Raw genomic sequence first — 14,858 nt, 5'->3', positions numbered from 1 at the left:
CGGAAAAAAATTCCGGTATCCGGCGGCAGCCGTTACCCGATGAGCGCTGGCCTCGGTAGTATTGCATTTCATTAAAAACGGACAGCCATGAATACCACCTATCAAGACGCAACCGATTTCCTGGGCAGCGACAGCAATCGTTATTTTACCAATGGTTACCGGCATTTCCACTGGCAGGTCAGTTCCTTCCGGTGTGATGCCGATCAGCTTTCGGGCACGCTCACCATCCGCTATGACGGCCCGCCCCGACCGGATGGGCCACCCCATCTCGGCAGCATTGAGTATACCGCCATCGCCTCCATGCTTACCGAATACACGTTGGTATACCTTTTCAAGCTGGATGCCGAGCAGGTGAGTCTGTCAATGCTCCAGCAGGTACGGATGAAACTCCGGAAAAGCGTTGCACTGGAAGCGCAGGCATGCCTTCCCTTCCGATGTAAGCTCGGGAATCCGGAGTGGACATTCCGCGCCTCGAACGGCATCCTCAGTCCGATCACAATCTGGCTGGGCGATGTGGAAATGGCTTTGGTGGCCGACCACCCGGATAGCCGGTGGGGCCGGTTCGATCCGGCGGCCGTATGGCCGCTCAATCGGCCTACAATGTACAACCACGGATATAAACTGCGCCGGAATACGATTGCCGATGTGCAGTGCGACACTTCCACGAGAACATGCTCAGCGTACATAAGCCGCCAGGACTACTATGGCGGCGACCGGCAGGGCCTGTTTTCGGCGCGGCCGGCAATCATCCCTACCGATGTGCTCAGCGTGACCGGCCAGCTGATGCAGATCCTGCTCTATACACTGGAAAACACGACACGCGAGGACTGCACCAATATCTGGCTGCGCACGATGTCTATCCGGTATGACCGGGCCGTATGGAAAGATTGCTACCGCGCCAGCATCCGTTTCCTTGACGTCAACACGGTGCCCATGGGCGGCGGCCTATGGCGGGTCGTGGAGCTTGAGAGCCAGTTGGGTACCATTTCCGGAAAATTCACCATTGCACACCGATTAAAGCCACAAAACATATGCGAATAGCCATCAGCGGTACCTACTGTACCGGTAAGACCACGACCGCCCTGGCGCTCAGCATTGCCAGCGGCATCCCGCTCACTCACGCCCGTACCATGCGGGAACTGCTGCCGGAGATCTTTCCGGGCAAGACCCTTCGTCAGTGCCGCTTCCACGAACTGATGGTGCTGGGCATGAAACGGTTCGAAGAACGTATCCGTGCTGAAGCCGCACTGGGGGATCGCTTTATCTCGGACGGATGCAGCCTCCAGGAATGGTTGTATGGTAGTACCCGGTTGCTCACGGGCGCAGACCCTGCCGAAAGCCCCTGGCTCATGAAACTGAAAAAACTGCTCCACCCGTTGGAGTGGACACTCTTCCGGCACCAGATCCGCAGTTTCGAAGCGGTGGTAAAGGCATATGCGCAGACGCATTATGACCGTTTCTTCCACCTGCCACTGGAGTTCCCCTTCGTGGCAGACGGTCACCGGCCAACCTCTGAGAGGTTCCGGTATGCGTCCGAAGAACGGCTGCTGCAGGCTTACTCCGATACGGGAATTACCGCCACTGTGGTAGGTGGTACCCTGGAACAACGGCTCGCCAATCTCCTCGGACACCTGGGCCTTTCTCCGGTTATTCCCGTGCACACGGCAGCGGCAATGGCCATACAGCAGCGTAGTATACAATTTGATGCCGTACCGATGGAACAGCCACATTGAAAAAAACACAGACCGTATGAGATACCCTATCCGTTTAACCCTTCAGCCCGATGGCCAACCAGTCGGCGGAGCCCCCGGCGATCGGCGTCGGGCTGATACAAACCGACAAATCATGGAATGAAAACCCCTTTTACTCCCTTTTTTAAGCGAGCCGATACGCCGCTCACACAGGTGAGCAGATGGCCGTTTGCGCCCAACCATCCGTTACCATTCGTCTCGGACGATGCCACTGTTCACTACGTGGGTGACGGTTGTCAGCTAAGCTACCGGTGGCACGATGCTTTTGATGTGTTCGTGGCTGTGCTGGAAGCACGTTTCGCCCCTGTGGATGGCTCGCGGCTGGAAATCCCCATTGAGAGCCACCTATATGACCTGCATCTCGTTTACCAGCTCACCGGCAGTTCAAATTTTATGCCCCTGGCATCGTCCCAAACCAGGCCCGTCCTATCACTGCTGGCCCGGCACCATATGCAGGTATACGCCCCACCGGGCAACGGTGTCATCCACATTCTGCCCGATGGCCAGACGTTGCATTTCGCACTGGCTGTGGTGGTACCCAAGGGCGATTGGGTGACGCGTTATCCGGTAGTGGGCAATAGCCCCATGGAAGAGCTGATCCGTTCAAGGAAAGAAATGGCACATGAATACCGCTATCTGGGTCCCACCCCTTCCACGGAATCCGTTCTATTTTGGATTAACCGTTTACTAAACACCCCCCCACGCAGTGGCATGTCACTCGATGATGCGCTCAACGGGCCGATGGTCAGGTTGATAAAAGAACATAGCGACGAGCTGGCCGACCGGCACAGAGCCCGCCAACTGGTAGCCACCGTACGGCTTTGGGTAGCAGATTATGTGTCCAGCATGGACGGCAGCCAGCCTCCACCCAGTGCCGAGCTTTCCGCGCAGGTATTTGCCACGACGCCCCGAAGAATACGCGAGCTTCACCGTAAGTTTCACGCGCAGAAATTTGCACAATTCATCAGCTACTGCCGCGTAGAAGAAGCCAAGCAGCGGCTCCGTGCCGGGGAATCCATTGCTGCCGTCGCCCTGAAACTTGGCTGGGCAGACGTACCTACGTTCAGCAAACATTTCAAGAAAAGCACCGGGCAGACACCGGGGCACTTCATTAAAGAAACCGCCCATAAATGACAAGTATTTCCAAAGCCATTGACAATTTTTAGCGCTTGATCCCGCCCTACCTTTGTTCTCATGAAGACAGCAAGGGAAGCCAACAAATACACACGATATAGCAAGGGAGTAATCCATGTATCCGTCCACGACTGCCGAGACGCGCTGTTCCGGCGCAGGGCCGTACAGAAAGCATTTCGGATGTTTCCGCTCCAGATACCGGGCATCCGCGGCCCAGTCTACCGACACCAGACTAACCAATATTATTTCTATCACAAAAACGGTAAGCATTTCCGTATAACAAATGCCTTTTACGATTATGAAAAAGATGAAAAACATAATCACGGGGGTGCTGTCGGGCGCAGTACTTTTCATGGCCATTCAGGTTGGCGTGGCTCACGAGAAAACGAAAGATTTCGTTAATAAATTGGAAATCAAGCAGTCCACCGAGGCTTGGGAATTGGCTCGTACGGTAGCCATGCTCCAAGCAAGCAAAACAATTAGTTCAATGTATTTCGTGCAGGGTGGAAACATGTGGTTCGCCGTCAATGCGACCGGAACACAGCCTTCAGACCAGAAGGTATCGCAACAACCCACTACCTCGACTCCGAGCGGTGACTGTCTGACCACCAATACAGGGCAAATCTGCTCCGTCTTGCTAAATACGTCATCGATTGAGGACACGGAGGCATACGAGGAGTTGAAGGAACGTATCGGAACAGCAAATCCACCGTCCATACAGGATTTCCTTGACCTCGGCGCTACCTATACCGGCCCTGGTAATACACCGGTATACGCTCGGCTAGCCCCCTGACTATAGATAGCCGATAATTCAAACAGGGGCACTCCAATTGAAGCGCCCCTGTTTTTTAGCGTACATTCTGCTCGTACCCTCCAAGGCTGACGGCTTCCACCGGCAGGGGCCATACATATCGAACGCTTCCGGGTTCCAGCCTAACTTCCGTTTCTCCGAGACGCCTTACCAAGGTTGTGGCAAACTCAGCCTCTTTATTTAATCGTCGTAAGTCTTCCCATCGAGTACCTCGCAGTACCAGTTCCCGCCTGCGTTCCGCCAGAATCCAACTTAGGATGATCTTCGGATCATTGTGGGACAACAAGGTGTACCCATCCGCTTCGACACGATGCTTCCGTAGGAAATTCAGATCGTTCAAGGCTTCCTCAACCATCCCCAATCTTGCGGCGCATTCCGCTCTGATCAGATACATTTCATCTATGGCCAGTCCGGTAAAATAATTGTATATACCTGACCCATCGTAGCTGCCTTTATATTGGAATTCGCCCGTTGCCGTTTTCTCGAAAAACGCCCGGCTTCGCAGGTCATCGGGTCCATAAAGTTTCAGAAGGTTTGTATCCGGTTGCATATAATGACTGGTGAGCAATAGCCGGAAAGTCGTGTTGCCGGGGCAGATGGCGAAAAACACAATTTCCGGATTATCCTGCCCGTTGGGCGAAAAGGGAGCAGGCAACATTAGGTCGATCCGATTATAGTCCAACAACTCCCTTTTCAAATCTAAGCATCGGTCTGCATAATCGTACGCCAGCCTGTAATCCCCCATCTGCAGGTACGTCTTTGCCAACAAGGCATAAACTGCGGCCTTACCCGGGCGGAACTGGATGGACGAAACCTCTGGGAGTAACGGGTCCGCTTCTTCCAAATCACGGATGATACGCTGGTAGGTTGCTTCTAATGTAGACCGCTTAACGTTGACGGTCACGTCCGCCTCAAGGCGGAGAGGCAGACCCAGTTGCGTGTTGGCATCTCCCTGGCCATAAACAGGACAGAACAATTGGGCGAGGCAGTAAAAGTTCCAAGCCCGATGAAACAGCGCGGTTCCTTTGACCATATCTGCCAGCTCACGCTCCCCTTCTGCAACAGGGAGCGATTTCACACCGTCCAGCACCAGGTTGGCCCAAAGTATATTGCTATATCCTCCATTCCAATCGAGAAAATAAGTTTCATTTCCTTCAAATATCCGTTCTTCCCAGGTATATGCTCTTTTTTGATAGTTATGAAACACCCCGGAAGGAAAGGTTTCGTACCTGTCTTGCGTGATGAAGTATTCGTCAGCTCCAATCATGCCCAGCGCATGGGAAGAACTGTTCATGTTACTGGTATTATCCAAAAGGCCGAGATAATCCTCCCACGATGAGGGAGTCCGCTGTCTTACCCCGGGTTTCACATCTAAAAACTCCTGTCCGCAAGCTGCAAGAAAGAGCACGCTGACGAAAATCAAAATCGGCTTTCTTTTCATTTTTAATTCGTTTAAAAGGTCGTTTGAATTCCAATAGCAAAATACTTCGGTGCGGGGTAATTCGTAGCGGGATAATCGGGATCCAGGCCTTCCTTATTAGCCCGCCACAGGATCCCCAGGTTACGCCCATAGACAAAACATTTTACGTTCCGGAAAGCCCGCCGTACCGGTCTATCCGCATTAAATGTATAGCTGATATTGATATCCTGCAACCGGATTACATCCCCGCTCAGCACCAACGCCTCGGAATCCAGGTAATATTCCGATCTGGAAATGTTATTGCTGGGGGCTGCGGCCGGAACATTCGTTTTCCGCTCGTCTCCGGGATTTTGCCAACGCCTGAAATAATCGGTATGGTAAATAGGCAGACTCATGAATTCCTGCCCGGGCGCGATGGAGTTCCGTCGGAAAACATGCCCGAATTTATAGGCTACAAGCACATCGAATGTCAGCCCCTTCCAGGATACCGAATTTCTGAGGGAACCGGCAACAGGCGGCACCGCCACCCCTGCAACCCTTAGATCGCCGTAGCTTAATTCGCGCAGGTACCGTTCATAATCGGAATCCTGTGTAGACAGGTCGCCATCAACAAATACCATCGGCATCCCGTTTTCCGGGCTAAGGCCATACCATGGCAGCGCATAAAGCACATCCACAGACTTGCCCATCTCGGGGATGTTTCCATCTACGTAATTAGAAGCGTAATCTGGCGCGGGTCTATTTAAATACGTGATTTTGTTACGACTGAAATTCAAAAGGACGGATGCATCCCATGTGACTCTTCTTCGGAAAGGATGAAAATTTACCTGGAGGTCCAGCCCGTCGGTCCGTAGGTCGCCATAATTCATCTTATACCCTGAATGGGCCATGATTCCGGTCGTGGGATCCATCAGGTTGGCACCGAGCAGGTGCTTGCTGTTTTTACGATACACTTCTATGCTGCCATCCACGAACTGTGCCCCTGTTTGCCAGTCCACTGCCATATTGATCGTATTGACCTGTTCCCAGCGCAGTGAGGGATTTCCGGGGCTGGTCAATCCTACGATGGGCAACCCGCTTAGATAATCGGTAGCCGCGTAGATCGTTGGGTAGTAGCTCTGCGTTTTATCAATATTCCCGGCACTGCCATAGGTGGCACGCAGCCGCAAGTACGGAACCATTCCGGATTGATAAAAGCCTTCTTTGCTGATCTCCCAACTACCGCCCATCGACCAAAGGGCCACCCCGCGCTGGTTGGTCTTTACACCCAACAGGTTGCTGCCATCCCATCGTATACTACCGCTCAGGATGTATTTTTCCCTAAAAACATGGCTGGCATTGGCAAAATAAGACAGGTTGCGATTTAGGGTCTTATTAGGTGCACTGGTGCCCGACAGAATTCTCATGCTGCCCGAGGGCCGTGTGGGATAATAGGTTGAATAATCGAAAATACTGTTACTGGTCCATGTATCCGGGTTGTAATTGTACTGCCGCATTCCAGAGCCGCTTACAGACAAAAACTGCCTGATCTCTGCACCTGCCAGCATGGTTAGCTCATGCTCCTGTGAGAATGTGCGGCGGTAATTGACCTGAACGCGGCCCGAATGACTATTGCTTTCAACAGGGGCGCCCATTTCGAGGATACCTCCATAGGGAATGATGCGGTTGCCGTTCATATCAGTCAGCCTATTTATCAGGTCGCGTGCCTCGTAACTATCCTTATCGAGTATCCGTTGGCTGCCGGCATTGCTCAGCGTATATTGGTAGTTAGCCTGTAGGTCCAATCCGGGCAGAAGCGCATACTGGATACCCGCATTCAGGCGCAGGTTTCTGCTTCTATTTGTGCTTTCGGTAAGATTTACTTCATCAAGCGGCCTGTACATCCAGTCCAGCAGGCCAGCAGCTTCTGCCTGTTTATGATAAGCATATCGATAACGCTGGGTGTTCACAGGGCTCGGTTGCCCGCTTTCATCTTTCAGGCTTTCATAGATAAGTGCATTGCCGATGGTACTGAAAGGGATGCCATCATTTCGCTCCGTGTCACTGGTATACCACACCGAACCGCTTACCGATATTTTACGGTTCACCTTGAAGTTATTCTGTATCCCCAGGCTCATGCGGCTACGGCCATTCCCAACGAGACTTCCCTGTTCGTTGTCGTACCCCGCCGAGATGGAGTAATTAACGTTGCCGCCCCCGCCCTGCACACTTGCGAAGTATTGCTGCGTAACCCCTGTTCTCGCCAGGTAATTCAGCCAGTCCCTTCGGATGTCATGTTGCTCCATGGCAGACTGCCGCCTTTCGAATTCATCATCGCCAATCATACCGTCCCGCCGTTCAATCAACAATTCGGCATAAAGCGGTATACGGGTGCGGTCGCTCTCAGCATATGCTCCGCGTTCGAAAAGATCTTTCTGTATTTCCATCACCGTGGCTGGCGGGAGGAACCCCTGATTGTAGAACAGATCGGGTTTGGCGGTGACGTTGACGTTGCTATTGAACGAAACCCGGGCCGGCTGGTCGTAATGCCCCTGCTTGGTTGTAATGACGATAACGCCATTTCCCGCCCTTGCTCCCCATATGCTGGCCGCGGCAGCATCTTTCAGCACGGTGATTGAAGCGATATCATTCGGGTTGATGGCCGAGATATCTCCTTCATACGGAAACTTATCGACAATGATCAACGGTGCAGAGTTTGCTTCGATTGTACTGAGCCCACGAACACGCAGGTCCGGTGCGCCACCCACATTTTCTCCTGTCAGGTTCCGGCGGTCGAAAAGCAAGCCGTTGGTTACCCCTTCCAAGCGATCGAGGATATTGAGCCCAACGCTGCGATTGAGCAGGTCGCTACCCACGTGCGTAAATGAGCCTGTTGCACGTTCTTTGGGTACCGAATAATATCCGGTATTCACTTCCACTTCCTGCAGGGTATTGGCATCGGCCAATAACCGGATATTCAGCACGCCTGCCGCCGCAGGCCCGACCGGCACTTTCTGCGCCTTAAACCCTATATGGGTAACCAACAGCGTATCGGCGGCATCAGGCAACCGGAGCCTGAAATTTCCCCCGGCATCAACGGGAATGACCTCCCCGCTGCGCTGAAGGCGAATGGATGCTCCCGGTAAGGCCTCACCGGAATCGGAGCTGACATGCCCCACCAAAAGCGGCTGCGCAACCACGCAGTAAAAGCTGCATACCAGCCAAATAAACAGGCAACTAAAAATATATTTCTTCATGATTTCACACTAGTAGGTTGACAATAAATCTTTTATACCCTTTCGTTCCGTAATATAAACCACGGGTACGTTCCGCTCTTCCGGCCGGATATACATGCCGTAACGCTTCAATTCCCGGTTAATCCGGGCCAGCGTCCAACCGGTTCTCATTGCCTTGGGAAAATGGATGCTGACAACCGTATTCCCATCTATGCCGGTGCTGTCTACCACCGGAGCTGTAAAGCCTCCATCCTTGGCATGCCAGGCCGCCACCCCCACCATGGATAAAACAAACTGCGTGTGGTACCGTGCATTCTTAAAATGGTATTCGGATGTATCGGCCTTTCTATCTTCATCCAAGCCTTTGGTCAATAGATGCAGTGCTTCCGCTTTTGTACCCAATAGGCAGAGCACGCCGTACCGGTGCTTAGGTCCGGGGCCAATTTTGGCATTAAGCCCCAGGTATGTTCCAAAGAAAGCATTCAGATCCTGCTGCATGAAATACCGGGCCTCCTTTTCCGCAAGCCTTTCCGGATAGCGCAGTTCGTAGCCGTATAGGTTCGCATCGCGCCAAGCCAGGTAAGCCGAGTCGTCCTGCGGTGTATTGCTAGCCAGCAGCTGCGGCCGGTTCCCGAAAAGTTTCTCCCGCAGGCTGTCGCTGATCTGCCAGATCAATCCCTGGCCGTCCTCCCAGCCCAGGTGCGGAAAAATCTGCTTTTCGTACGCCTGATAGAAAAGCTGCTCGATAGGCTGCGCGTTGCAATACAGGATCGTGGTATCTCCCTTCAATACGTATTTCACGCTTTCCACGCGGTAATCCGGCACGTTGCGTGCTATGCGGGCATACTTATGCTCAAACCAGAGCCCGGTTGCCCCATTCGTACCCTTGAACATCGGCCGCAGGGGATCCAGCGCCAGATCCTGGATATTGGAGAGCATATACGGGCGTTCGCCACTCAATGTTTTCAGGATATTCTCTGCCGTGGCGAAGTGCCACTTGGGAACGGCAAACACTTTCCCGTCCTTTATCCATACCTGGTGCGGCAACCCCGCGTGGGGAAAAATCTGCGATAACATCGTATCCGAAACAATGGAAAGCAGCTCCCAATGGAAACGATCCAGTACGGGTTCGATCATCTCCCTGGGCTGTTGGGTGACCGCCAAAACGACGAAACGATCGTCGTCCAATTTCCGGCTTATACTATCCAGTTTTATCAGGGAACCGATACACGGTTTGCACCAGTTCGCCCAGAAATCAAGGATGATCAATTTATCCCGGTAGTCGGAAAGTTTGACGGCCGTATCCTTTCCGGTGGAGGTATCGACCGCATGATGTATCTCATCGTAGAAAGATTCCGGGAGTGCCTCGCCGATGCGCACCGTTAGCGGAGACGGGTCATAGAACGTCTGGCCGCGCGAGGGATGGTGAGACAACAGCACCACGCTGCATAATAAAGCAGATAAAAAGTGGTTCATAAGCTAATTTAATTTGTTGGTTAATTGATGGATTAATGCGGATAAATGTGTTTTCTGTAGTAAGTCAGTGGTAACGTCCAGCTCATCCGACAGCCACTGAAGTAAATCATCCGCTGCCATTGACAGCCTAAGCCGGGCCTCATGGGTCAGTGTGGGAAACTCCGCAGCCGCTTTATCGGAAAGCATGCCGGTCAGTGTTTCGGTGTAGGCTACCTGCATCCCCCGCCTAAAGGCGGCAGCAGCAGCCGGCCCGGAGTCGCTTGCGAACAGCATATCCTGCATGTCAAAAGCAAAAGGACCATCCGGGCGCCCGGCGGTACGGGCGAGAAGCAGCGGAATTATTTCACGCATGAGCCTTGTCATCGCACCTTCCAACTCTGACGGGAGAACCCGCTGTGGGTCGGACGCCGGAAACCAGGGCGGATACGTGAAAAAGTACCTATTTAAAAACGCCAACGCGGCCCGGCATCTTTCCTCATCGCCATTGAGCGCGACAGCCGCATGCTTCACATAGTTGGCATATTGGTCGAATAAGTAGGTATACCGCAAATGGGAATGCCCCTTACCTCTGTTCCAATCAGAAAGGCTGTCCGCCAGTCGTTCCAGATTAGCCATTCCGTAAGTAGCGGCAACAACCGGATCATCCCCGAGATCCTCGGCTTGGCATCGCGGATCGTCTACCCGATCCTCATCGCCATACCACAGGTTTGGGTCATGCAGTTTTTTGCTTGTCCATTCTTCGAGAAGGATTGAGGTCTTTATCCCATCATGCGGCGGATGAATCCGATATCCCCATTCAATGGCCCATCGGTCATACGGCCCGATGCGGGGAATCAATCCCGGCAGGGACACGCTATCTTCGGGCTGCGCTACGTAATTGACACGAACGTAATCCATGATGGATGGGCTGATAGGGTTTGTAGCCAGCCAGCCGGAGTTACGGAGGTTTTCTACCTGTACCGTGGATGATGCTCCGAAATTATGTACCAGCCCCAGGACATGGCCCACCTCATGCGCTATGATTTTGCGGATCATTGTCCCCATGAAAGCCGTATCCGTATTATCCCCGCGCAGTTCAGGTCTGTGTATGGCCCCCATTACCGCACCCCATTGGATGATGTTGGCCATGGCTCCGTGATGCCACGCGATGTGTGCGTTGAGTATCTCTCCACTGCGGGGATCGGTAACGAGTTCGGCCGTTGCATTCCTTACGCGGCTCGGTTTATAGCAGACCATCGGATAGCGCGCATCGCCCATCATCCGGCTTTCCATTCCGGGCGGCACCCGCTCACCACGGATGGCGTTTTTGAAGCCTGCCTGCTCCAGGGCGGGCTGCCAGTCGTTGATGCCCTGTATCATGTAGGGCACCCATGCTTCCGGCATGGCCGGATCGATGTAGATGACCAGTGGTTTGGCCGGTTCGACCATCTCACCCCGAAAATACGCTTCCCGGTCTTCGGGGCGCGGTTCCATGCGCCACCGTTTCACCATACGCAGGCTTTGCTGCGGCGTATAGGGATTACTGTAGTCGGTGGCTGATTGTGTATAATACCCTACCCGATGGTCCGGCTGCCGAATTTCATAGGGAATGACGGGCAACAGAAACCAGACCGAATGCATGCCCAACCGTACCGTTTCGCTGTTGTAGCTATAGGTTTTGATGCTGCTGGTGATCAGCTGGCCATCGGTTACCTCTAGCTCCGAAACCACCGAATGTTGCGGCTGCATGGCTCCTACCTTAAATTTACGACGCAGCGAACCGGAAAAGGTCATAATGGTATTGTCCCCCGACAAGAATTCCGTGGCATCCACCAGTGATCCATCGTCTGATCTGTTGCGGCACAGTACCGGAAAGCTGTGGAGGACGGGCAGAACATCGGCATTGGCAGACAACCGCAACGTGCCATCATCTGCCTGTACCCTGCTTGAATAATCGAGCGGATATATGACGATGGCATCATCGGATTCCCTGGCAAACCGGAACAGGCTTTCATTAGCGAGATCACCACTGTAACCGATGAAATTGAGGAACGGGTCGAAGGGTTTATCGCCTGCCCATCCGTTGGCTATGCGGTTTATCGTCAGGATATCGCGGCCAAGGAGTGAGTCGGGAATCTCCAGGTAGATCTTCCCTCCTACCTCGTGTATGCCCAGTATGCCATATTGGGATTTTGCATTGGCGGTGATTATCTCTGTAAAGGAATCATTGCCCGACGACACAGCGGAGCGGTGAGCAGGGCTCCCGACCGTGGTCGGGACTTCGCTTCGCTCCGGCTGTGCGTGGGCTTCCAAACACATGATCGTTGAGACTGCCAGTAGGCTGAAATATTGTATTTTTAGGTATCTAAATTTATGAATTATTTGGACATAGCTATTCCCTAAGCGTAATTTTTGCTTCATTTGTGCATGGATATGGTTAGGCGAAATATTTTGAAAACTACTAACGCCGACGGCGTGCTTCGGCAGCGATTTAAATATTTTAAATTGGGTTCTTGGGTTTTAATGGGAATAACAGTTCATAGGCAGTTAGTCTATTAGGTACATAGACGGGACTCCCGTTGTAAATGGATACAAAGAAAGGAAAGTTTATAATAATATAAGATGCAGGTCCCTTTCTCTCATTGCTGAGTCCTAAAAAACCGCCTCCGCTTGATAAAAGGGAGCCTGCACTTATGCTTTGTGACACTAAAGATGCTTTCATATTTCCTCATTTTCAGTGTTTTTTAGGGCTCAAGAATGAGGTAAGTATTCAAGCAATAATTGTAATGGGCAAATATAATAAAGAATATTTTGTATTCAAATTATACTACAAATTTTTTCATGTTTTTATACTCTTTTGGCTGATGGAGTTCGACGAAGGGAAATTTTCTATCGCCTTTGGCCAGCATTTGAAGGATATCAGAGAGGGTAAAAAGGTAAGGTCAGGCAAAAAAATAAGTCTTAGGCGGCTGGATCAACTTTCCGGCGTGGATCACAGTCATATCCATAAAATGGAAAAGGGCTTATCTTCTCCTTCATTAGTTACGTTAAAGGCTTTGGCAGATGCAATGGAGGTAACGTTGGCTGAATTGGTTACTTTCAATTATGATGAGACTACCTAAGACTATCGATACGTTCTAAACATAAGCGCTTGGTAATTTCCAGCATTTTTCGGAGGCGTTCATTGATCTCCTTCAAATCTGCAATCGATACATCGAAATCCATTTTATATTTACCGCCGATGTAAGCCCGATTCAGCAAATCGAATAGTCGCCGTTCGTGGCTATCCTTTACATCAGGAAAAATAACATTTAGTTCCTCGGAAAGTGCGTTGACAGATTTACGGTATTTGTTCAGGTTGTGCAATTTAGGTTTTATGCCCATAAAAACGAGTAGCATCGTACTATACAGTGATTCAATGGTCTGGAAAAGGAACCAAAGGGTAAGACCATTACGTGTTTTGCCTTCTATTGATTTTTGCAATTTATCTTGGGCACTCTCAAAAAATTCGACACTGTTATCTATCCAAAAATCATAATACGCTTGGGCGTTCCTCCGGATTTGTTCGATAGATAACGGTCCCGGTTCCACAAGTGCTGTCTCACCCTTGTCATATAGCAGGACACCACCATAATACACGGGTACAAAAAAGTAATTCCCGTTCTTCAATTCCTGATTGAGGAATTTGATGTCGTACATGAAAAAATTGATATCGGGACGACTTTTAATCCGTGCCTCTAATTCATTGGCCAGCTCGTATTCCTTTACCTGTGTATTATCCGTAACCACTATCAAATCGTAGTCGCTGATGTAGAAATACTTGATGCCATCACGGATGTACACCTGTTCCACATACTTACCCTTTGCGTAGCTCCCGTACAGGATAATTTTATCAGGGTCGACGAAGTCGACAATGACCTGTTTGATGGCCTCGATTTCTTTGAGTTTTTCCTCGGGTAATTTAGGGAGTTTGGTATTCATGGTGGTAAAGATACGGGTTTAGCTTTTGTAAAGCTATCTACGAGCAAAATACCTAACTAAGATTTGCAGATAATTGGGCCGGGCGTTATACGTTTAATAGCCGTTTCGTTATCATAGACCTCGATGGTTTGGCCATACTCGTTCCCATCTTTATCTTCGTAACTCAAACTAAACGTAATATGTAGAAAAAAACGTGGCTCATTTGAGTTGCCATCTTTAAAAGGCAGTGCTGCAAGTTTTCTATCAATAGGCCCAATTGGATCACGGGGGTGTCGTGTAAAATCCTCAAATTCCCAAAAAACTTCCATAACTGGATCAAGATAAGGGAAAAGAATTCCAGTGATCTTCACGCCCTCCGCAGGATAGGTTGTATTTGTTAACTTGAAACCATAATTGACAACGATGTTATTACCCACCTGCTCAACTTCCCTCTTTGTAATAATGAGTTCAAATATGGGTTTAATTTTTTCCGTATAGTTGAAACTCTCATACTTGGTAATCCTCTCTTGCAATCGAAAAACCTCGATTTGTGCTTGAAATGTTCTATAAATAAAAACTGCTGTTATAGCAGTCACGAAAATCATCGCCCAATCAGATGCAGTCCCCCATACACCGGCATCAAAAGGGAATCGAAATAAATCATACTTTCCGTAAAAAAGGAAAAAGACAATTACAAATAGAACTAAGGCCGAGAGTAAAATATTTACAATGGTTCGATTCTTTGTTTGTTTCATTTCGTGATATTCAGAATTGGTCGAGAATATTGTTGAATAAGAATTGTATACTTGTAAACTCCGATGTAAAATTCCTTTTTCCCTACTATTATCATTAAAGTCGTTTCGGAGTTAATCTTGCTGATCTGAATTGTCTTCTTAAAATCAGTAATATCGATCCTAGATGGTATAGGGTGGTCCTCCGGATGCGTATGCCACTCACCCAAATATACCTCCGTCCCTCCGCTAGAGGCAAATCTTGTATGAATAAACGCCTGAGCACTTTTTACAGACCTTATGATACTGCCCTTTTGTTGGACAACTAATTTCAAACCTAATATATTATTTTCATTTTTTCGGATTGCACTACCAGATATT

At 50.4% G+C, this 14,858-nt stretch carries 12 protein-coding genes; 5 read left to right on the top strand and 7 right to left on the bottom strand.

Annotated elements, in window-relative coordinates; genetic code table 11:
• The first annotated feature begins 87 nt into the window (after positions 1-87).
• The 4 genes from IEX60_RS22900 to IEX60_RS22885 all read left to right on the top strand — a co-directional run bounded on the left by IEX60_RS22900 (position 88) and on the right by IEX60_RS22885 (position 3,678).
• On the top strand, positions 88-1,041 hold the full coding sequence (locus tag IEX60_RS22900; RefSeq protein WP_188753730.1) for an AvrD family protein: 954 nt from the start codon (positions 88-90) through the stop codon (positions 1,039-1,041).
• Positions 1,032-1,733, top strand: coding sequence for an ATP/GTP-binding protein (locus IEX60_RS22895; RefSeq protein ID WP_188753729.1), 702 nt, complete (start codon positions 1,032-1,034; stop codon positions 1,731-1,733). Before IEX60_RS22900 ends, IEX60_RS22895 begins: the two co-directional genes overlap by 10 nt.
• A 117-nt stretch (positions 1,734-1,850) precedes the next feature.
• Complete coding sequence (locus tag IEX60_RS22890) at positions 1,851-2,885, top strand: AraC family transcriptional regulator (protein ID WP_188753728.1); 1,035 nt, start codon at positions 1,851-1,853, stop codon at positions 2,883-2,885.
• A gap of 307 nt (positions 2,886-3,192) precedes the next feature.
• Positions 3,193-3,678: a hypothetical protein gene (locus tag IEX60_RS22885; protein WP_188753727.1), complete on the top strand. Its 486-nt coding sequence runs from the start codon at positions 3,193-3,195 to the stop codon at positions 3,676-3,678.
• Positions 3,679-3,733: 55 nt separating this feature from the next.
• On the opposite strand, the gene IEX60_RS22880 is transcribed toward IEX60_RS22885, so the two are convergent.
• The 4 genes from IEX60_RS22880 to IEX60_RS22865 are packed head-to-tail and all read right to left on the bottom strand — an operon-like array spanning position 3,734 to position 12,207.
• Entirely contained in the window at positions 3,734-5,137 is a 1,404-nt protein-coding gene (locus IEX60_RS22880; RefSeq protein WP_188753726.1) for a RagB/SusD family nutrient uptake outer membrane protein, read from the bottom strand.
• A gap of 11 nt (positions 5,138-5,148) precedes the next feature.
• Positions 5,149-8,352 carry a SusC/RagA family TonB-linked outer membrane protein gene (locus IEX60_RS22875; protein ID WP_188753725.1) on the bottom strand — a complete coding sequence of 1,068 codons (3,204 nt, stop codon included), beginning with the start codon at positions 8,350-8,352 and terminating at the stop codon, positions 5,149-5,151.
• 9 nt (positions 8,353-8,361) lie between these two features.
• Entirely contained in the window at positions 8,362-9,807 is a 1,446-nt protein-coding gene (locus IEX60_RS22870; RefSeq protein ID WP_188753724.1) for a TlpA family protein disulfide reductase, read from the bottom strand.
• A gap of 3 nt (positions 9,808-9,810) precedes the next feature.
• Positions 9,811-12,207, bottom strand: a complete 2,397-nt coding sequence (locus IEX60_RS22865) for a zinc-dependent metalloprotease (RefSeq protein WP_188753723.1) — start codon at positions 12,205-12,207, stop codon at positions 9,811-9,813.
• A 443-nt stretch (positions 12,208-12,650) separates the two neighbouring features.
• On the opposite strand from IEX60_RS22865, the gene IEX60_RS22860 reads away from it, so the two are divergent.
• A complete protein-coding gene (locus IEX60_RS22860; RefSeq protein WP_188753722.1) occupies positions 12,651-12,908 on the top strand; it encodes a helix-turn-helix domain-containing protein in 258 nt (85 codons plus the stop codon).
• Here IEX60_RS22860 and IEX60_RS22855 read toward each other — a convergent pair.
• From IEX60_RS22855 to IEX60_RS22845, 3 genes are all read right to left on the bottom strand, one after another.
• Positions 12,901-13,767: a nucleotidyltransferase domain-containing protein gene (locus tag IEX60_RS22855; protein ID WP_188753721.1), complete on the bottom strand. Its 867-nt coding sequence runs from the start codon at positions 13,765-13,767 to the stop codon at positions 12,901-12,903. The two genes, IEX60_RS22860 and IEX60_RS22855, sit on opposite strands and share 8 nt — an antisense overlap.
• Positions 13,768-13,823: 56 nt before the next feature.
• Entirely contained in the window at positions 13,824-14,501 is a 678-nt protein-coding gene (locus tag IEX60_RS22850; protein WP_188753720.1) for a hypothetical protein, read from the bottom strand.
• Positions 14,498-14,858: Mov34/MPN/PAD-1 family protein (locus IEX60_RS22845; RefSeq protein ID WP_188753719.1), on the bottom strand; the 361-nt coding region annotated here is incomplete at its 5' end. The genes IEX60_RS22850 and IEX60_RS22845, both read right to left, overlap by 4 nt.

It is taken from the genome of Parapedobacter defluvii (genome assembly GCF_014642075.1).
GTDB lineage: Bacteria > Bacteroidota > Bacteroidia > Sphingobacteriales > Sphingobacteriaceae > Parapedobacter > Parapedobacter defluvii.
This window is presented reverse-complemented; position numbering and strand designations above follow the sequence as displayed.